Below are 18,312 nucleotides of genomic sequence, written 5' to 3' on the forward strand. Positions count from 1 at the left end.
GCCCGGTTACATTCCGAACCCGGAAGCTAAGCCTCATAGCGCCGATGGTACTGCAGGGGGGACCCTGTGGGAGAGTAGGACGCCGCCGAACTAATCGTAGAGAAAACCCCCGCACCATTCGGTGCGGGGGTTTTCTGCGTTCTGGGCCTTTACGACGGGCTCACCAGTTTCGTGTCGTACGCCAGAATGACCGCCTGCACCCTGTCCCTCGCTCCCGTCTTCGCGAGAATGCGGCCCACGTGTGTCTTCACCGTGGATTCCGCGAGATGCAGGCGCGAGGCGATCTCCGTGTTCGTCCAGCCCTGGCCGATCACCGTCAGGATTTCGCGTTCGCGGTCGGTGAGGGCACTCAGGCGCGGATCGTCCGCCAGGTCCGCCGGAGTGGCGCCGGTCGCCGGGAGCTGGTCCGCGTACGCGTCGAGGAGCCGGCGGGTCAGGCTCGGGGCCACCACCGCGTCGCCCGAGGCCACCGCGCGTATCCCGGAGAGGAGTTCCTCGGGCAGCGCGTCCTTGATGAGGAAACCGGACGCGCCCGCGCGCAGCCCCGCATACGCGTACTCGTCGAGGTCGAAGGTCGTGAGGATCAGGACGCGTGTCCGGGCGCCCGCCGCGACGATGCGGCGCGTCGCCTCGATACCGTCCAGGCCCGGCATGCGGATGTCCATCAGGACGACGTCCGGATGGAGTTCGGCCGTCATACGGACCGCTTCGCTGCCGTTGCCGGCCTCTCCCGCCACCGTCATGTCGTCCTGGCTCTCCAGGAGCATGCGGAAACCGAAGCGCTGCATGGGCTGGTCATCGACGATGAGCACGGTCGTCACAGTGTTTCGCTGTCCTTCGGGAGGTGGAGACGGACCCGCCAGCCGCCCGACGGGTGAGGCAGCGGCCCCGCCTCAAGTGTGCCGTCGTACAAGGCCGTTCGCTCGCGCATTCCGGTCAGGCCGCGGCCGCCTGCGGCGGGCGGGCTGCCGCTCGCCCCCTCGCCCAGCCCCGTGTCCGTGACCTCCACCGTCACCCCGTCCTCGCCGTAGTCAACGTCGACAGTGGCTGTCGCGCCGGGGCCGGCGTGCTTCAGGGTGTTGGTGAGGGCTTCCTGCACCACCCGGTAGACGGTGAGTTGGCGGCCCGCGGGGACCGCGTCCGCGCGGCCGTGCACGGTACTGCGCACCGGGAGGCCCGCGGCACGTACGCCGTCGATGAGCTGGGCCAGGTCGGTGAGGGCGGGCTGCGGGGCGAGTTCGGCCGTGGCGGGGGCGTCGTCGCGGAGGACGTCCAGGAGGCGGCGGAGTTCGCCGAGGGCCTGGCGGCTGGTGGTGCCGATGGCTTCGAGGGCCTGGGCCGCGCGCTCGGGGGACTTGGCGGCGGCGTACGAACCGCCGTCCGCGAGGCCCGTGATGACGGAGAGGTTGTGGCCGATGATGTCGTGCATCTCGCGTGCGATGCGGGTGCGTTCGGCGGCGGCGGCCAGCTGGGCCTGCTGGTCGCGCTCGACCTCCAGCCGGCGGGCGCGCTCGACGAGGGCCTCGGTGTAATCCTGGCGGGAGCGAACCGCGATGCCGAGCAGAGCGACCAGGGCGTACGCCCATACGTACGGGATGATCTGCTGGTCCCAACTGCCCTCCGGGAAGCGGACGCTGCCCACGACGAGCGGGGCCGTCATCATGAGGCCCGCCCTGCCGAGCGTCTTCAGAGGCAGCCACATCGCGATGCTGAACAGCACGATCATCTGGATCAGCGAGGCCTGGAGCATCGCGCCGGTCCAGCTGCTGACCAGGCTCGCGGCCACCATGACGGCGAGGACCGCCATCGGGTGGCGTCGGCGCCACAGCAGCGGCAGCGACAGCGCGGTGCTGAGCAGGAAGACGAGCCAGCCCGGCACGGTCGTGACGGGCGCGGTGTTGCGCCAGCCGCCGCCGGCGTCCACGAGGGCGGCGCTCACGAAGAAGCCGGTGACCAGCAGGTCCCAGACGAGCGGGCGGCGCCTGTCGAAGGCGCGCACCCGCTGCGTCGCACGCTGGAGGAGCAGGGTCAGCGGATGCGGGGCGGTGCGTGGCTCGGTGGTCGGCGTGCTGGGCGGCTCGGTCACGGCCTCATCCTCGTACAACAGGCGTTCGTAGGGACGTCATACGTGGGCGTACGAAGGTCAGACGTCGCGTCGCTTGAGCAGTACGGATGCCGCGGCGATGACCGCCGCCGACCAGAGGGCGAGCGTGATCAGGGCCGTGCCCGGCGCGATCGTGTTCTCGACCCGGGACACCGAACCGAGGGCGCTCGCCGCCTGGGCGGGGAAGTACTTCATGGCGGTGTCCACGGCGCTGAACGGCACCATCGACAGGACCTCGGGCAGGATCAGGACCGCACCGACGAACGCGCCGATCGCGCCGGGCACCGAGCGGAACAGGGCGCCGAGGCCGAGCGCGACGAGGCTGAGCAGGGTGACGGCCGCGGCGCTGGACGCGAGGGCGCCGAGCACGCCCGGGTCGGTGAGGGAGAGCTCCTTGTCGGTGCCGGAGAGCCAGATCTGGGCGAGGAGGAACGTGCCGACGTTCGTCACGAAGCACACCGTGAACGCGACGGCCGTGAAGAGGCCGGCCTTGGACCACAGGACCGGCAGGCGGCTCGGGACGGCCGCGAGCGATGCGCGGATCAGGCCCGTCGAGTACTCGCCCGCGGTGACGAGGATGCCGAGGACGGCGAGGCAGATCTGGGAGAGCTGGGTGCCGAAGAGGGTGAACACGACGGTGTCGATCTCGGCGTCGTCACCGTCGTAGGTGGAGCCCATCGTGATGCCGACGGCGATGACGAGCGCGCTCGCGGTGAGCAGCGTGATCCAGGTGGAGCGGAGCGTCCACAGCTTGTGCCACTCCGAGCGGACGATTCCTTTTGCGGTGAGGGCGCTCATGCCGCCGCTCCTTCCGGTCGACGGGAGGCATATGGGTCCGGGTTCGAGCCCGGATTCGGGTCCGTCGGGGTGACGTACTCGACCGAGTCCCGGGTGAGGTCCATGAAGGCCTGCTCCAACGAAGCGGCCTGCGGGGTGAGTTCGAAGAGCGGGATGCCGTGCGCGGCGGCGGTGCGGCCGATGTGCTCGGCGTCCGTGCCGCGGACGTCGAGGGTGCCGGGCGCGTCACCGGAGATCCGTACGTCCGGGCCCGCGAGCAGCTCGGTCAGCCGGCCGGCCTCGGGGGTGACGACCTTGACGGCGCCGGTGCCCGACTCGCGTACGAAGCGTTCGACGGTGGTGTCGGCGAGGAGCCTGCCGCGGCCGATGATGACGAGGTGCTCGGCGGTCAGCGCCATCTCCCTCATCAGGTGGGAGGAGACGAGGACCGTGCGGCCCTCGGCGGCAAGGGACTTGAGGAGGTTGCGGATCCACAGGACGCCCTCGGGGTCGAGGCCGTTGACCGGCTCGTCGAGGATGACCGTGGCCGGGTCGCCGAGGAGGGCCGCCGCGATGCCGAGGCGCTGGCCCATGCCGAGGGAGAAGCCCTTGACGCGCTTGCGGGCGACCTCGTGGATTCCGGCCAGTTCGAGGACCGTGTCGACGCGGCTCTTCGGGATGGAGTGGGTGTGGGCGAGCGCCATGAGGTGGTGGTAGGCGGAGCGGCCCGGGTGGACGGAGCGTGCTTCGAGGAGGGCGCCCACTTCGTGCAGGGGCGCGGGGTGGGCGGCGTAGGCGCGGTCGCCTATGGTGGCGCGGCCGCGGGTCGGGGTGTCGAGGCCGAGGAGCATCCGCATGGTGGTGGACTTGCCCGCGCCGTTGGGGCCGAGGAAGCCGGTGACGGTGCCCGGGTGGACCTCGAAGCTGAGGTCGTCGACGGCTTTCTTGGCGGGCCTGCCGCCGTAATGTTTGGTGAGTCCGTATGCCCTGATCATGTCTTCGATGCTGCCGCTCGTGGGGGCGCGGATCGTCGGACCTGGGGCGGGAAGAGCGGGCCGGCGGTAGTACCCGGGTACGACGGTGACCCCGAGGGAACCCCGGGCCGCGCCGGCTGCCGTCTTAGGATCACCGCATGGAGCAGGAGTGCGTGTACGTCGTACGAGCCGTCCATGCCGAAGAGTGGCCGCAGGTCAGGGAGTTGCGGCTGGCGGCGCTGCGGGATCCGGCGGCGCCGGTCGCCTTTCTGGAGACGTACGAGGACGCCGCCGCGCAGCCGGACTCGTTCTGGCAGGGGCGGGCGGCGAGGGCCGCGCGCGGGGAGCGCGTGCGGCAGTTCGTGGCGGAGGGGCCGCACGGCGTGTGGGCGGGGTCGGTGACCGTGCTGGTCGAGGAGGCCGGGGCGGACGATGTCTTCGGCGGGGCGATCGAGCGGCGGCAGGCGCATCTCGTGGCGGTCTTCGTGCGGCCCGAGCACCGGGGGCGCGGGCGCGGGGTGACGGACGCGCTGTTCGATGCGGCTGTCGGGTGGGCGTGGTCGCTGGAGGGGCTCGACCGGGTGCGGCTGTATGTCCATGAGGACAATGCGCGGGCGCAGGCGTTCTACCGGCGGTTCGGTTTCGTACGCAGCGGAGGGGTCGTCCCGGTGCCGGGCGACCCCTCCGCGCGGGAGTACGAGCTGGTGCTGGAGCGGCCTGAGAGGCAGGCGACGCAGGGCAGGGCCCAATGACGCAGGGCAGGCCCTAGTACGGGTTCTCCGTGCGGGCCGTCCGCAGGGCCTTCGCCCACCAGGCCAGCTGGTCCAGCATCACCTTGGCGGCGCCGACCGCGCCGTCCTCCGCGTGCGCCGGGCCACCCTCCGCGAAGTGGTCCCAGGCGTTGTGGAAGCTGACGACCTCGCGGACGGTCACGCAGTGCAGCTCGGCGAAGACGAGGCGGAGCTGCTCCACGGCCCGCAGGCCCCCGCCGTGGCCGCCGTACGAGACGAAGGCGACGGGCTTGGCCTCCCACTCGGTGCGGTGCAGGTCGATGAAGTGCTTCAGGGCCGCCGGGAAGCTGTGGTTGTACTCCGGGGTGATCACCACGTACGCGTCGGCGGCGTCGACCCGCTCTGCGAGGGCGGTGAGGGCTGGGGGGCGCTCGGTGCCCCAGTCCGGGTGGGCCGATGGCAGCTCCAGGTCGGCGACGTCGATGACGTCCAGCGTGAAGCCGGTGTGCCGTCCTGCGAGGTCGGTGAACCAGGCGCCGACGGTGGGTCCGAAGCGGCCGTCGCGGGTGGAGCCGACGATGACGGCGAGGCGCAGGGGGGTGTTGGACATGGGGGTACTCCTTGACGTGACGGTGACGGGGTTCGATTGCTGGGTGCTGTGTGCTGGGGTGCTTCAGCGCGCTTGGACAGCAGTGGGCTCGGGCAGGCCCGGTGACGTGCTGGCCAGAATTTCCGCTTTCGTCGTACGCGGCCGCAGCAACCGGTGGACCAGGAGCGTGAGTCCGACGACGACGCTCGCCACGGTCCAGAGGGTGATGCGCCAGGCCTCGGTGAACGCGTCGGCGTGGCCGACTGCACCGGCCGTGACGCGGCCCGCGAGCTCCGCCGAACCGACCCGGGCCTCCACGAGGGCGAGCAGCAGGGCGCCGAAGAGGGTGAGCATGACGGCACCGGTGCCGCCCCGGACGGTGTTGAGGAAGCCCGACGCCATGCCGACCTTCGCGGGCTCGACCATGCCGAGCGCCTGGGCGTCGATGATGCCGAGGGACAGGCCTTGGCCGACGCCGATGGTCGACAGGGGACCGGCGAGCGCGGCCGCGGGGATGCCGGGGTGCAGGGTGGTCAGCCAGGCGTTGCCCGCGGCGATCAGGAGCAGGGAGAGGACGAGCAGCCGGCGGGCGGGTACGCCGCGGTTGACCAGGCGGGCGCCGAGCGGGGGCAGGACGAGGACGGGCACGGTCATCAGGAGCAGGATCAGGCCCGCCTCGCTCGCCGTGGTGCCGCTGGTGCCCTGGAGGTAGGTGGGCAGGAAGACCAGGGCGCCGGTGGTGCCCGCCGCGAGCCCGAAGGAGCCGAGGGACCAGCCGAGGAAGGCGGGGTCGCGGGCCAGCGAGAGGTCGAGGATGGGCTGTCCGCCGGTCGCGGCGAGGCGCTTCTCGACGCCTGCGAAGGTGCCGAGCAGCGCCAGGCCGACGGTGAGCGGCAGGAGCGAACCGACGGCGAGCCAGCCGGACTTGGAGCCCTGCGTGATGGCGAACAGGGTCAAGGAGAGGCCGCCGATGAAGGTGGCGGCACCGGCCTTGTCGACGTGCGGCGGGACATCGGCGCGGGACTCGGTGAGGAAGCGCGTGCCGGTGAGGACGAGGCCGCCGCCGATGGCGAAGACGAGGAACGTGGGGCGCCAGCCGAGGCCGTCGACCAGCCGTCCTGCGAAGGTGGGGCCGATGGCGAGACCGATGCCCGCCGTGGTGCCGAGCGCGGCGAACGCCCTGGTCCGGGCAGGCCCGGTGAAGGTGGCGGCGAGCAGGGAGCCGCCGCTCGCCATGACTCCCGCGGCGCCCATGCCCGAGAGCAGCCGGGCGGCGTCCAGGAGCAGGATGTGGTGGGCGAGGGCGGAGGCGAGCGTGCCGGCTGTGTAGAGCGCGGCGCCTGCGGTGAGGACGCGGCGGCGGCCGAAGATGTCGCCGAGCGAGCCCACGACGAGCATGAAGGAGGAGGCGGCGAGGAAGTAGCCGACGACCACCCACTGGAGGGACGCGCCGGACGCGCCGAGGTCGGAGCCGATGCGGGGCAGGGCCACGGTGGTCCCGGACATCGCCATCGGCAGCGTGAACATGCCGAGCAGGACGACGAGGAGGGTCAGGACGGGTCGGCCCCTGCGGACGGGCTGCGGGGCCTGCGGAGCGGACTCGGGAGGCATGCGAGTAAAGTACAACGTGCGTTGTAGTAATTACAACGGTCATTGTAATTTTCCTGGGAGAGCTGAGATGGCGAGCGGTACGGAACAGGACACGGAGGGGCACAAGCCCCTGCGCAAAGGGATGGTGGAGAAGCGCCGGGCCATCACGAGCGGCGCCCGCACGGTCTTCGGGCGCGAGGGGTACACGCGGGCGAGCATCGACGCCATCGCCGCGGAGGCCGGCGTCTCCACCCGCACCATCTACAACCACTTCGGCGACAAGGAGGGCCTCTTCCGCGCCGTCCTGCTGGAGAGCGCCGCCTCGGTGACGGCGGCCGCGGAGGTGCTCTTCGAGAAGCACCTGCGCAAGGTCCGCGACGTCGAGGAGGACCTTCTCGACCTGGCCCGTGAATGGGTGATGCAGAGCGAGGAGCACTCCGGGCACTTCTCCGTCGTACGGCAGATCATCCCCGAGGGCGGACGGCTGCCCGCGGACGTCCTGGAGGAGTGGCAGCGGATCGGGCCGCGGGCGTCCCAGGAGAAGCTGGGGCACTGGCTGCTCGAACTGGGGCGGCAGGGCCTGCTCGCCGTCGACGAGACGAACGCGCGCAAGGCGGCGCGCCATTACGCGTTCCTGGTGGGCGGCAGCGTGACGACCGAGACGTACTTCGGGGCGCTGCCTCTGGCGCGTGAAGAGGCCGAGGAACTCGTGCGGGAAGGGGTCGGGATCTTTCTGCGGCTGTACGGGGGGAAGGAGCCGGGCGGAGCCTAAAGGTCCGGTTCCGACCGGGCGATGAGGTAGCCGAGCTGTGCCCGGGACTGCGAGCCCAAGTCGCGGGAGATCGCGGCCACATGGCCCGCCACCGTACGCCGTGACACCCCGAGGCGGCGTGCGACCGCGTCGTCCGTGAGGCCCGAGACCAGCAGCCTCATGACCGCGCGGCGGACCTCGTCGACGATCAGCGGCTCCCGTACGCGGGCGGCGGCCGGCTCGGCCACCGGCCTGGCCCGCTCCCACGCGTCGTCGAAGACCGCGGCGAGGTGCGCGACGACGGCGGGCTGCCGGATCTCCACGACGCCCTGGTCGACTAGGTAGGCGACGCTGCGGTCGCACAGGAGCAGGCGGCCGGTCAGCTGCTGCAGGGTGCGCACGTTGCCGCCCGCCCGCTCGATGTCCTGGATCCGCCGCCAGTGCGCGGCGTGCGTACGGGCCGCGTGCGGGAAGAGGGCCCGGTGCGTGACGCCGGCCGGGACCGGGGCCCCGCCGGCCGGCTGGACGGCCATGAGCTCCGCGCGGCAGCCCCGCACGGCCTGCTCCAGAAGTACGGGGACGGCGTCCGCGCCGTCGACGACCGTCAGCCAGTCCTGGGACTCGCGGCGGGCCGCCCGGTAGATCGCGTGGACCGGGGAGAACCCGGCACTGATCGAGCGCAGCCGGTCCCGCTGGGCGTCCAGCAACTCCCGTACGGGATGGAGGATCTCCGACTCGGCGACGTTCGGCGACACCGGCACGAGGACCTCGGGGTCGTCCGGCGGTGGCGTCAGCAGACCGAGGTGTACGAGGCAGTGGGGCGCCGTCGCCCGCGGCAGGCAGCCCTTGACGACGGCGGCCCGGTAGCGGCTCAGCCCTTCGGCGCAGGGCGCCTGGGCGGTGTCGGTGCACCGGCAGCCGGAATCCGGACCCTGTGCGTCATCGTGCATCGCACGATTATGCACCGGCATTTCCAAGGTTGGAGCGGCTTCCCGCTGTGAGACTAGCGATGACTGGCCGCACGGGCTTGGGAATCAAAGGAAGTAAGGGAGCGTGGTTCATATGGATCTCGCCGGAAGCACCGTCGTGATCACCGGCGCGGGCAGCGGTATCGGCCTTGCCACCGCCGAGCTCGTCGCGCGGCGCGGCGCACGCGTCGTCCTCACCGACCGCAGCGCGGACGTGGTGCGCCCGCACGCCGAGCGCATCGCCGGACTGACCGGATCCGGCGCCGAGTTCCGCGTGCTCGACGTCACCGACGGCGACGCGGTCGAGGAGGCCATGGCGTCGGTCGGCACCATCGACCACCTCTTCACCTGCGCGTCCGGCAGCGTCATCGCGCCCTTCGAAGAGCTCACCGAGGCGGAGGTACGGCAGTTCTTCGAGGTCAAGTGGTGGGGGCAGTACCGGTGCCTGCGGGCGGCGCTGCCGTACATGGCGACGGGGCGGGGGGCGGATTCCGGTCCGGGGCCGGGGTCGGGTCCGAGGTCGGGGTCGGGGTCGGGGTCGGTCACGCTCGTCTCCGGGTACCTCTACCGGAAGGCCGACCCGGGCTACTTCGCCTTCGCCGCCGTCAACGGAGCGGTCGAGGCCGCCGTGAAGTCCCTCGCCATGGAGCTCGCGCCGCTCCGCGTCAACGCGGTCGCGCCCGGCCCCACCGACACGCACGCACACCTGATGAGCCCCGCCGAACACCGCGCCTACCGCGACGAGATCGCGGGGCGCCTGCCGGTGGGGCGCCCCGGCACGGCGGAGGAGGTCGCGCACGCGGCGGCGTACCTGATGGAGAACTCGTTCACCACGGGGACGACGCTGGATGTGGACGGCGGGAAGCGCTGAGATGGGGGCGTCGGGCGGCCCTACTGGACCGGCAGCTCGCTGTCCGGCCAGCGGGATCTGCCCTGCTCCCGGGACCGGAGCAGAGCCAGGGTCGGCAGACCCCGGTCCGCCCCGGTGGAGAGCAGCTCCGGCAGCTGGGGCAGCGGAGCCACCGCGGCGACGTCGTCCAGGACGAGCGTCATTGGTGGGTCGAGCCGACCGGAGGATGACCGTGCGGCCATGCGCCGGCCGTGCTCGACCACGCTGGAGGCGAGTGCCGTCAACAGGGGCATGGCACCCGGGCCCTGGCGGGACTTGGGATCCTCGATCGCCTCACCCACCACAAAAAGCGTGCCCCCTTCATCGACGAAGGAATCCAGGGAGAGCGCATCAGTTCGGTTTGGTGTGCAGGACTCGCGGACGTGGACCGTGAAGAGGGCCGAGAGGGCTCGGGCGGTCAACTCCTGGGCGATGTCGCGCCGTTCGGGATGGGCGGTGAGGGCGGCCTCCAGCTCACCGGCGGTGCCGGACGCGGCCTTGGGGTGGGTACGGAGGATACGTACCGCCTCCTGGACCTGCGTGCCCTGCGCCCACCGGTGCACGATCTTCATCGGCTTGTCCGCCACCGCGGCGGCGTGCAGAAAGCTGCGCATCAGCGTCTGAGCCGTGTCCGCGACCGCGACGTCCAGCTTCGCGGCCGGCCTTATCGGGGCGAGGAGCGCGGTGGCGCGGTCGTGCGCCGTCGCCTTGTCCTGGCAGCCCGAGAGGGGGGACCAGTGGAGGCGGGCCGGGGTGTCGCAGAGGTGGGAGGGGTCGTAGAGCAGGACGGGGCCGAGCTTGGCCCGGGCGTCCTTCGTCTCGGCCCACAGGGTGGGGTCGGAGGTCAGGACCAGGGCCGCGCCCTCGGCGTCCTGGACGGCCTGCACGGCGAGGGGGCGGCGGGTCGTGGGGCTGCCCAGGATCAGGGGCGTACGGGGGGTGGGGACGGGGGGTGTCACCGGAGGCACCGGGGCGACGTTCTCCGCGCCTCCGGCGCGGGGTGCCTCGTGCTCCGTGCCCGGCGCCGGGGTGCTGTTCACCGCGCCTTCGGCGCGGTTTTCCCGCCCACCCGCCCTCTCTACCTCCGGCTCCGCGCCTCCGGCATCCGGCCCGGCCGCCGCCCCCACCGCACCCCGCTGCGCCCTCCGTACCGCCCGCCACCGCGTCACCGTCCCCAGCACGAAGACGGTCAGCACGACGAGGATCATCAGCTGGCCGATGAACAGGCCCCAGAACAGGCCGTAGCCCGAAAGCTGGTCCGGTGGGGTCTGGGGCCAGGCGCCCGCCACGTCCTGGGGGTCACCGATCAGATGGCGTACCGCCGGAGGCGTATGGCCGAAGGAGATGCCCTCCGGCCAGGAGCCGTGCGCGAAGCGGCCCGCGAGGTTCGTGGCCGACCAGACGAGCACCGTGGCGCCGATCAGCAGGGCGAGGAAGCCCACCAACAGGCCGTCCGGAACGCCCCGTTCGGGGCGCCTGCGACGGTCCTCCCACTCATCCCGCATGCTGCTCCATGTACGCCGCCCGCTCCTCCGCCTCCAGCTCGGCCGCCCGCAGCGCGTCGTCGGCCGGTGTGTCGTCGGGGAGGTCGGCCGACGATTCGGTCATGGCGCGGTCGGTGAAGACCAGCGGCCGTTCCGTCTCGGTGATCAGGTGTTTGACGACCTGGACGTTGCCGTTGACGTCCCAGACCGCGATGCCGGGGGTGAGGGTGGGGATGATCTCCACCGCCCACCTGGGCAGCCCGAGGACCCGGCCCGTGGCCCGCGCCTCGTCGGCCTTCTGGGCGTAGATGGTCCGGGTGGAGGCCATCTTCAGGATCGCCGCGGCCTCCTTGGCCGCCGCGCCGTCCACCACGTCGCTCAGGTGGTGCACCACCGCCACGAACGACAGACCGAGCCGCCGCCCGAACTTCAGCAGCCGCTGGAAGAGCTGTGCCACGAACGGCGAGTTGATGATGTGCCACGCCTCCTCCACCAGGAAGATGCGCTTCTTGCGGTCGGGCCGGATCCACGTGTGCTCGAGCCAGACGCCGACGATCGCCATCAGGATCGGCATGGCGATGGAGTTCCGGTCGATGTGGGAGAGGTCGAAGACGGTCAGGGGAGCGTCGAGGTCGACGCCGACGGTCGTCGGGCCGTCGAACATGCCCCGCAGGTCACCGTCGACCAGCCGGTCGAGGACCAGCGCCACGTCCAGACCCCACGCCCGTACGTCGTCTATGGCGACGTTCATCGCCTCGGCGGACTCGGGCTCCGGGTGGCGCAGCTGCTCGACGATGTCGGTGAGGACCGGCTGCCGGTCGACGATCGTCTCGTTCACGTACGCGTGCGCGACCTTGAGCGCGAAGCCCGACCGCTCGTCGAGCCCGTGCCCCATGGCGACCTCGATGATGGTCCGGAGCAGCGCGAGCTGGCCCGTGGTCGTGATCGCGGGGTCGAGCGGGTTCAGCCGGATGCCCATGTCGAGGGCGGCGGTCGGGTCGAGCCGGATGGGAGTTATCCCCAGCTCCTGCGCGATGAGGTTCCACTCGCCGACGCCGTCCTCACCCTGTGCGTCGAGGACCACGACCTGGCGGTCCTTGAAGCGCAGCTGCCGCAGGACGTACGTCTTCTCCAGCGCCGACTTGCCGTTGCCGGACTCGCCGAGCACCAGCCAGTGCGGAGCCGGCAGCTGCTGCCCGTACAGCTGGAAGGGGTCGTAGATGTACCCCTTGCCGGAGTACACCTCGCGCCCGATGATCACGCCCGAGTCGCCGAGGCCCGGCGCGGCCGTCGGCAGGTAGACCGCCTGGGCCTGCCCCGTCGACGTACGCACCGGAAGCCTGGTCGTCTCCACCTTCCCGAAGAGGAAGGAGGTGAAGGCGTCCGTGAGGACGGTCAGCGGATCCCGCATCACAACAGCCTGCCTCTACGTCGATACCGTCAAGCGCAATGGCGCGCTCGCACTCTTGCGCTCTAGCGTCGGATGCCGGTCGCGAACGGCAGCGTGTTGACGAAGGCCCTGTGGTGCTCGCGGTCGCACCACTCCAGCTTCAGATACGACTTGCCGGCGGAGGCGCGGATGGTGCGCTTGTCGCGCGCCAGGGCCTCCGGGGAACGGGACGAGACCGTGATGTACCCGACGAGGTTCACGCCCGCCGCGCCGCTCGCCAGGTCCTCGCCGCGCTGGTCGAGGCGGGAGTGCGAGGCGATGTCACGGGGGTCGACCGTGCGGTTCATCTTGGCCTGGCGGCTGGCCTCGGCCTCGTCGTTGGTCTTCTCGGTCAGCATCCGCTCGATGGCGACCTCGGTGGGTTCGAGGTCCATCGTGACGGCCACCGTGCGGATGACGTCCGGGGTGTGGACGAGCAGCGGCGCGAGGAAGTTGACGCCGACGGGCGTCATCGGCCACTCCTTCACCCAGGCCGTGGCGTGGCACCAGGGGGCGCGGGTGGAGGACTCGCGGGTCTTCGCCTGGAGGTAGGTGGCCTCCATGGCGTCGAGCTCGGCGGGCCAGGCGTTGCGCTTCGTCATCGCCTGGATGTGGTCGATGGGGTGGTCCGGGTCGTACATGGAGTGGACGAGGGAGGCGAGCCGGCCCTGGCCGAGCGGCTGCCTGACCCGGATGTCGGCCTCCTGCAGCCGCGAACAGATGTCGGTCAGCTCGCGGGCCATGACGACGGCGAGCCCGGCGTCCTTGTCGAGCTTCCTGCCGCCGACCGGACGGGCCGCGCGGGCCATCGCCTGCGCCTCGGCGGCCAGGTCGCGGGAGTAGTGCATGCAGGCGACGAGGTAGGCGCGGTGCTGCTCGCTGCTGGTCGACACCATCGACTGGAGTTGGTCGTACGACTGCTTGAGCCAGGGCAGCGCACGGTCGTCGCCGCGCTGGCTGACGTCCTTGGCGTGCGCGTCCGGGTCGGCGGGCAGCGTACGGGCGAGCATCTGGAGGCGGGTGACGAACCCGTCGCCGTTCGCGACGTGCTTGAGCAGCGTCCCGAACCGGTCGACGAGGGCCTCCTGGTCCTCGGAGTCGCGAAGACCCACACCGGGGCCCTCGATCTCGATGGCGGCGGTGACGGTGCGGCGGTCCGCGTGCAGCAGCACGGCGATCTCGTCCGGACCGAAGGGCGCGGCCAGCCAGCTGATGCGGCCGATGCCGGGCGGCGGCCCGACCTCGACCTCCCTGCCGTCCAGCCGGATGCCTGCCTCGGGCGCGGCGGAGCGGTAGGCGGTGCCGCGCTTCAGGGAGCGCTTGTAACTGCGGTTGATCTCGTACCACTTGTAGAACGTCCGGCCCTTGTACGGGACGTACACCGCCGCGATGGCGAGCATCGGGAGGCCGGTGAGCAGCACGATGCGCAGGGAGAGGACGGGGACGAGGAGTCCGCACATCATGCCGAGGAACGCCCCCACGATGATGAGGGCGATCTCCCCCGTCTCGCGGTTCTTGCCGACGATCGCGTTCGGCCGGGCGCGGCCGATCAGATATGTGCGGCGGGGCGCGACCGGCTGGGACACGTGGGACTGGGTCGTCAACGCCCTTCACCTCCCGTGCGGTTGGTACTGCTGTTGCTGATGTTGCGGGACCCGCCGCGGTTGCCCGCGTGCGGCGTGTTCGTCGCGCTGCTGCTGCGTGGCGCGGGGGCGGCGGAGGGGACGGATCCGCCGCCGGATCCAGGGCCGGCGCCGTGGCCGGAGCCGCGGCCGCTGTGGGCGGCGACGCCGCTGCTCGCGGGATTGGCGGGCCGCGCCTGGCTGTTGCCCTGGCCGCCCCCTCCACTGTTCCCATTGCCGCGGGCACTGTGGGTCTTGATGCCCTGCGAGACGAGGGAGGCGGGGGAGCTGATCACGGCGGCGGCCTTGTTCTCGGCGCCGCGCATGATGCGGTTGTTGCGGGAGCCCGCGATCTCGTCGCCGAAGCCGGGGACGAAGCGGTAGATCATGGCGCTCGCGAAGATGGCGAGCAGGATGATCGACAGCCCGGAGACGACCGCGGAGAAGGAGTCGGGCCCGTCGTCGGCGGAGAGCGCTCCGGCGAGGCCGAGCACGATGACGATGATCGGTTTGACGAGGATGACGGCGATCATGATGCCCGCCCAGCGGCGGACGTGGGACCACAGGTTTTTGTCGACGAGGCCGGCGTACACGACGGTGCCGAGGAGCGCTCCTACGTAGAGGAGCGCCGCCCTGATCACGAGCTCCAGCCAGAGGACGCCCGCGGCGAGGATCGACACGAGCGAGACGACGATCAGCATGATCGGGCCGCCGCCGATGTCCTCGCCCTTCTTCAGGGCACCGGAGAAGTTCCCGAAGAAGGTGTCCGTCTCACCGCCCGTCGCCTTCGCGATCACGTCCGTGACGCCGTCCGTCGCCGAGACGACGGTGTACAGGATCAGGGGCGTGAAGGCGGAGGCAAGCACGGTGAGCCACAGGAATCCGATGGCCTCGGAGATCGCGGTGGTCAGCGGGACGCCGCGCACGGCGCGCTTGGCGACCGCGAGCAGCCACAGGAGCAGGGTCAGGATGGTCGACGCGGCGAACACGACGGCGTACTGCTGGAGGAACGTGGGGTTCGTGAAGTCGACGTTCGCCGTCTCCTTCACGGCGTCGGACAGCTTGTCGACGGTCCAGGACGCGGCTTCGGCACAGCCCTTGGCCAGGGAGCTCAGGGGGTCGGGGGAGTCGCCGAAGGGACTATCGGTGGGGTATTTGCTGTCGTCGCCGCTGTCTTCGGCTTTCTGGCCTTTTTCGCAGTACTTTTTGGCGGGGCCGGCGATCAGACTGCACGGGTCGTCCGGATCCTTCGGTTCCGGAGCGGCGAAGGCGCGCGTGCTCAGGAGGACTACTGCTGTCTGTGTGGCCGCGACGACAGCGGTTAGTCGTAGTGCGCGGCGTGGACTACCGGGCATACGTGAACCCTCCGAACTCCTTGACCGCCTTGCCGATCTCCTCGGCACCGGAGATGGGGTTGTCGCCACTCACAGGGGTGGGCCCGGCCTCCTGATGAGACTTGACAACCTTCCAGTCGCCGTTGCTCCAGGCCAGCTCCATGGTCACGGTGAACCAGCTGCCCGTCACCGGATTGGTGGTGTTCTCGCCGGTGAGCCCGAACAGCCCGCTGCACCAGACCTCGACAGTGGTGCTGCCCTGGCTGAAGTCTTTGACCTTGGTTCCTGTGGGCAGCGTGCGGTTCACGAATGTGCTGCCTGCCGGCGCGCTGCCGTCCTCCTTCAGCCCGATCCGCTTCAGGAAGGCCTGCGAGTAGTCGGCATCGAAACCGCGCTGCAGCTTGTCCAGTGAGCTGGGGGTAGCAATAGCCTTCACGATCTCGTGCCGACGCGCAGTGTTGAACATGCCGTCAGAACCCAGCGCAGCCGCGTAATTCGCCGCTGCGGACTGCGCCCCCTGCTCGTCACGGGCGAACCCCGAAGGGATCCCTCCGCTCTTGTCCCCGACCGGCTTCTCCCCCGTAGGGGCCGTTGCCGCCGCGTCCGGCTTCTTCGCGTCCGTGCCCGTCGCAGACGTGTCGTCCCCTCCCCGGTTCGCGAAGGCGATCGCCGCGATCAGGAGGACCACGACGCCCACGACCGTGACGAGGCTGCGCGGGGACGTCCGCCCGGGCCGGGTGGATCTGCGCGCCCCGTAGACGTCGTCGCCCCCGCCCTCCCCCTCGGGAAGCCGTGTCCGGGTCTCACCCGAGCCGCCGAAGAGGCCGTCGTCCCGCTCGTCGTCGAGGCTCATGCCGAGTACGCCCCCTCAACCTCTCGCTGGACCGTCACGTAGGACACGTATGACGGTAGCCCTGCTGGTTCCCGCGCGGGCGCGGTGTGGTGACTCGACATCAGGGAGTTGCTACCTCAGCCGGTGGGCACGACGGACGGGTGGGGGAGAAGGGGGACAGGGGGAGGGGGACGTGGGAGGGAACGGCGGAGGTCGGCGTGGGACCGCTAGACCGCCATGCCGTAGACGATCGTGAACAGTGTGCCCAGCGATCCGATGATGAAGACGCCGGTCAGACCCGCGATGATCAGGCCCTTGCCCTGCTCGGCGCTGAACGTGTCGCGCAGCGCCGTCGCGCCGATGCGCTGCTTCGCCGCGCCCCAGATCGCAATGCCGAGACAGAGGAGGATGGCGATCGCCATCACGACCTCGATCATCACGCGTGCCTCGTTGCCCAGGCTCCCGAAGGGACCCCAGTCGGGGGCGATCCCGCCGATGATGGTGGTGATATCGCCCTTTTCGGCTGCCATAAGCATGTGTAACTCACCGCCCCTAGTGGGTTGTTCTGCCACCTCTGCCCACCTCGGTGCAGAGGACAGCTCATTGTCGCCGACAAACGGGTCCGCGCATGTCGCCTTGGCGCCATTCGTTGGCCGACTTCGTACGTTTCCTCGGACGCGAGGTCTGGTGACTCTGTGTATCACGCGGTACGACGCCGGGCAATGACGGCCCGGCGTGCCCCTGACCAGGTGTTAAGTAAGCCCGAGCCCGGCGGTGCCGCGGGTCACGAAGGAGCAGTCGGTGTAGCGGTAGGCGGTGCTGAGCTTCGCGCCGTCGGCTCGATTGCGTACGGTGGCCCGCTTGTAGAGGAAGTGGTACTCGCCTGCGGGCAGCCGGAGCGTGGTCTTGGGGTACTTCCCGACGCCGGCTCGGCAGGCCGCGTCGCCCTGGGACTTGGTGGCGTAGACGCGGCACGACGGGCAGTCCTTGAGATTGACGGTGCCGGTGGTGGGGCCGGTGTAGAGGACCTCGAGGTCGCCGGGCCCGAGGTTGGCGACGACCAGCTCGACCGTGCCGCCACCGGAGGAGCGGGCGGGGGGCAGGCCGCGGCCCGCGCTCGGGCGTTCGACGGCGATCTCCGCGCGGACGGCGATGTCCTTGGCGCGGTCCCGCTTGTCGTTGCCGGGGTACTGCCGGGCGAAGTCGTTCAGGGTCTTGGCGGCCTGCGCGAAGTCGGCGTCCTTGAACTCGTCCACACCGCAGGCGTAGACGCCGCGTTCCACGGCGCGGTCGGTGGCGGCACGCAGCGGGCCGGCGTCGACCGTGTCGCCGGGCAGGGCGTCGGCGGTCGCGCCGAGGGCGCGGAGCGCGACGACGCCGGGGCAGGGGTCGGCGCCCTTGAGCGCGGCCGCCCGGTTGTCGATGGCGGCGCGCAGGGCGGGCTCGACCTTGGCGGCCTGGTCCGACTCGGGGAACGTACGGAGGAGTTCGCTCAGCGGGTCGTTGGCGTCGGCCTTGCCGAGTGCGGCGGCCCCGCACTCGTACAGCGAGGTGGCGAGACGGTCGTCGGGCCAGCCGGCGAGGGATCCGAGCCGGTCCTCGCCGGCGGTGCCGAGGGTGCCGGGGACGGTCCGCAGGTGTTTGAGCGGGGTGACGGCGTCGCAGTACCGCTCGGCGGCGTAGGGGGCGGCGACGGATTTGTAGTAGGCGTCGAGGCTGTCGGGCAGGCGGTCGGCGGCGTCCGAGCCGGGGTGGTCCTCGGCGAGCCCGCGGAAGATCCCGAGGGCCTTCCTGTACTGCTCCTCCGTCGAGCCGCCGAAGGGGCGGCCGTCGAGGCCGACGACGATACGGTCGGCCCTGTCGAGGCGGTCGAGCAGCATCTCCTCGACGGCCTCGTCCTGCGCGGCCTCGTACGCGAAGGCACCGCCGACGGGCACGGCCAGCAGGACGACGCCGAGCGAGATGGCGAGGGGCGCGCGCAGCGGGCGCAGCCTGGTTCCGGGAGCTCCTGCGGCGCGCCGCGCCCCGTCGACCGCCACGATCACCAGGAAGACCACGTACCCGATCACGACGCCGCCGGGGACGCCGTCCACGTCGGCGGGCAACGCCACGAACAACAGCGCGCCGGTCGCGCCCCAACAGACCGCGGCCAACAGCCACCGCTTCAACAGGACGTACCCGATCCCGAGCCCACTGAGGTTGAGGAGGGCGGTGGAGAGGGGGTCGGGGGCTGCTGGA

General features: G+C 71.1%; 17 protein-coding genes and 1 rRNA gene. 4 read left to right on the top strand and 14 right to left on the bottom strand.

The genetic code is table 11. The annotated features are described in order from the left end of the window. Positions 1–91, top strand: a 5S ribosomal RNA gene (rrf, locus tag ACZ56E_RS21865); the annotation flags it as partial. A gap of 58 nt (positions 92–149) precedes the next feature. Here rrf and ACZ56E_RS21870 read toward each other — a convergent pair. The 4 genes from ACZ56E_RS21870 to ACZ56E_RS21885 are packed head-to-tail and all read right to left on the bottom strand — an operon-like array spanning position 150 to position 3,876. Further along, positions 150–821 (bottom strand): response regulator, encoded by a 672-nt coding sequence (locus tag ACZ56E_RS21870; RefSeq protein ID WP_471216445.1) that lies wholly within the window; start codon positions 819–821, stop codon positions 150–152. After that, complete coding sequence (locus tag ACZ56E_RS21875; RefSeq protein WP_471216447.1) at positions 818–2,086, bottom strand: sensor histidine kinase; 1,269 nt, start codon at positions 2,084–2,086, stop codon at positions 818–820. The genes ACZ56E_RS21870 and ACZ56E_RS21875 overlap by 4 nt, the downstream gene beginning before the upstream one ends. A 57-nt stretch (positions 2,087–2,143) precedes the next feature. Beyond that, positions 2,144–2,902: an ABC transporter permease gene (locus ACZ56E_RS21880; RefSeq protein ID WP_471216448.1), complete on the bottom strand. Its 759-nt coding sequence runs from the start codon at positions 2,900–2,902 to the stop codon at positions 2,144–2,146. Then, entirely contained in the window at positions 2,899–3,876 is a 978-nt protein-coding gene (locus ACZ56E_RS21885) for an ATP-binding cassette domain-containing protein (protein ID WP_471216449.1), read from the bottom strand. Before ACZ56E_RS21885 ends, ACZ56E_RS21880 begins: the two co-directional genes overlap by 4 nt. A 137-nt stretch (positions 3,877–4,013) precedes the next feature. Here ACZ56E_RS21885 and ACZ56E_RS21890 point away from each other — a divergent pair, with 137 nt between their 5' ends. Next, positions 4,014–4,607, top strand: a complete 594-nt coding sequence (locus ACZ56E_RS21890; RefSeq protein ID WP_471216450.1) for a GNAT family N-acetyltransferase — start codon at positions 4,014–4,016, stop codon at positions 4,605–4,607. A 13-nt stretch (positions 4,608–4,620) separates the two neighbouring features. Here ACZ56E_RS21890 and ACZ56E_RS21895 read toward each other — a convergent pair whose 3' ends face one another. Beyond that, the gene (locus ACZ56E_RS21895) at positions 4,621–5,196 is read right to left on the bottom strand and encodes an NADPH-dependent FMN reductase (protein WP_471216451.1); all 576 of its coding nucleotides are present in this window, start codon (positions 5,194–5,196) and stop codon (positions 4,621–4,623) included. A 63-nt stretch (positions 5,197–5,259) separates the two neighbouring features. Next, complete coding sequence (locus ACZ56E_RS21900; protein ID WP_471216452.1) at positions 5,260–6,786, bottom strand: MFS transporter; 1,527 nt, start codon at positions 6,784–6,786, stop codon at positions 5,260–5,262. A gap of 67 nt (positions 6,787–6,853) precedes the next feature. Between ACZ56E_RS21900 and ACZ56E_RS21905 the strand changes: the two genes are divergently transcribed. Next, positions 6,854–7,537: a TetR/AcrR family transcriptional regulator gene (locus ACZ56E_RS21905; RefSeq protein ID WP_471216454.1), complete on the top strand. Its 684-nt coding sequence runs from the start codon at positions 6,854–6,856 to the stop codon at positions 7,535–7,537. Here ACZ56E_RS21905 and ACZ56E_RS21910 read toward each other — a convergent pair. Next, entirely contained in the window at positions 7,534–8,466 is a 933-nt protein-coding gene (locus tag ACZ56E_RS21910; RefSeq protein WP_471216456.1) for a helix-turn-helix transcriptional regulator, read from the bottom strand. The genes ACZ56E_RS21905 and ACZ56E_RS21910 overlap by 4 nt on opposite strands. Positions 8,467–8,578: 112 nt before the next feature. On the opposite strand from ACZ56E_RS21910, the gene ACZ56E_RS21915 reads away from it, so the two are divergent. Next, complete coding sequence (locus ACZ56E_RS21915) at positions 8,579–9,355, top strand: SDR family NAD(P)-dependent oxidoreductase (protein WP_471216458.1); 777 nt, start codon at positions 8,579–8,581, stop codon at positions 9,353–9,355. 20 nt (positions 9,356–9,375) lie between these two features. Here ACZ56E_RS21915 and ACZ56E_RS21920 read toward each other — a convergent pair whose 3' ends face one another. The 7 genes from ACZ56E_RS21920 to ACZ56E_RS21950 form a co-directional block, all read right to left on the bottom strand. Beyond that, complete coding sequence (locus ACZ56E_RS21920; RefSeq protein WP_471216460.1) at positions 9,376–10,878, bottom strand: type IV secretory system conjugative DNA transfer family protein; 1,503 nt, start codon at positions 10,876–10,878, stop codon at positions 9,376–9,378. Then, entirely contained in the window at positions 10,868–12,268 is a 1,401-nt protein-coding gene (locus tag ACZ56E_RS21925) for an ATP-binding protein (RefSeq protein WP_468612567.1), read from the bottom strand. Before ACZ56E_RS21925 ends, ACZ56E_RS21920 begins: the two co-directional genes overlap by 11 nt. A 62-nt stretch (positions 12,269–12,330) precedes the next feature. Beyond that, positions 12,331–13,890, bottom strand: coding sequence for an SCO6880 family protein (locus ACZ56E_RS21930; protein WP_471216462.1), 1,560 nt, complete (start codon positions 13,888–13,890; stop codon positions 12,331–12,333). Further along, positions 13,887–15,263 (bottom strand): hypothetical protein, encoded by a 1,377-nt coding sequence (locus ACZ56E_RS21935; protein WP_471216464.1) that lies wholly within the window; start codon positions 15,261–15,263, stop codon positions 13,887–13,889. Before ACZ56E_RS21935 ends, ACZ56E_RS21930 begins: the two co-directional genes overlap by 4 nt. Then, positions 15,253–16,095, bottom strand: coding sequence for a DUF8175 domain-containg protein (locus tag ACZ56E_RS21940; RefSeq protein WP_471216466.1), 843 nt, complete (start codon positions 16,093–16,095; stop codon positions 15,253–15,255). Before ACZ56E_RS21940 ends, ACZ56E_RS21935 begins: the two co-directional genes overlap by 11 nt. A gap of 206 nt (positions 16,096–16,301) precedes the next feature. Continuing rightward, positions 16,302–16,610 carry a hypothetical protein gene (locus ACZ56E_RS21945; RefSeq protein WP_055570172.1) on the bottom strand — a complete coding sequence of 103 codons (309 nt, stop codon included), beginning with the start codon at positions 16,608–16,610 and terminating at the stop codon, positions 16,302–16,304. A 216-nt stretch (positions 16,611–16,826) separates the two neighbouring features. Further along, on the bottom strand, positions 16,827–18,242 hold the full coding sequence (locus ACZ56E_RS21950; RefSeq protein ID WP_471216468.1) for a hypothetical protein: 1,416 nt from the start codon (positions 18,240–18,242) through the stop codon (positions 16,827–16,829). Positions 18,243–18,312 lie beyond the last annotated feature (70 nt).

This window comes from Streptomyces sp. NPDC039480 (assembly GCF_055597165.1).

Excerpts from the sequence above, each read along its gene's own strand:
- ACZ56E_RS21880 (WP_471216448.1), bottom strand. The coding sequence starts at position 2,902 with ATGAGCGCCCTCACCGCAAAAGGAATCGTCCGCTCGGAGTGGCACAAG.
- ACZ56E_RS21885 (WP_471216449.1), bottom strand. The coding sequence starts at position 3,876 with ATGATCAGGGCATACGGACTCACCAAACATTACGGCGGCAGGCCCGCC.
- ACZ56E_RS21890 (WP_471216450.1), top strand. The coding sequence starts at position 4,014 with ATGGAGCAGGAGTGCGTGTACGTCGTACGAGCCGTCCATGCCGAAGAG.
- ACZ56E_RS21895 (WP_471216451.1), bottom strand. The coding sequence starts at position 5,196 with ATGTCCAACACCCCCCTGCGCCTCGCCGTCATCGTCGGCTCCACCCGC.
- ACZ56E_RS21900 (WP_471216452.1), bottom strand. The coding sequence starts at position 6,786 with ATGCCTCCCGAGTCCGCTCCGCAGGCCCCGCAGCCCGTCCGCAGGGGC.
- ACZ56E_RS21905 (WP_471216454.1), top strand. The coding sequence starts at position 6,854 with ATGGCGAGCGGTACGGAACAGGACACGGAGGGGCACAAGCCCCTGCGC.
- ACZ56E_RS21910 (WP_471216456.1), bottom strand. The coding sequence starts at position 8,466 with ATGCACGATGACGCACAGGGTCCGGATTCCGGCTGCCGGTGCACCGAC.
- ACZ56E_RS21915 (WP_471216458.1), top strand. The coding sequence starts at position 8,579 with ATGGATCTCGCCGGAAGCACCGTCGTGATCACCGGCGCGGGCAGCGGT.
- ACZ56E_RS21920 (WP_471216460.1), bottom strand. The coding sequence starts at position 10,878 with ATGCGGGATGAGTGGGAGGACCGTCGCAGGCGCCCCGAACGGGGCGTT.
- ACZ56E_RS21925 (WP_468612567.1), bottom strand. The coding sequence starts at position 12,268 with ATGCGGGATCCGCTGACCGTCCTCACGGACGCCTTCACCTCCTTCCTC.
- ACZ56E_RS21935 (WP_471216464.1), bottom strand. The coding sequence starts at position 15,263 with ATGCCCGGTAGTCCACGCCGCGCACTACGACTAACCGCTGTCGTCGCG.
- ACZ56E_RS21940 (WP_471216466.1), bottom strand. The coding sequence starts at position 16,095 with ATGAGCCTCGACGACGAGCGGGACGACGGCCTCTTCGGCGGCTCGGGT.
- ACZ56E_RS21945 (WP_055570172.1), bottom strand. The coding sequence starts at position 16,610 with ATGCTTATGGCAGCCGAAAAGGGCGATATCACCACCATCATCGGCGGG.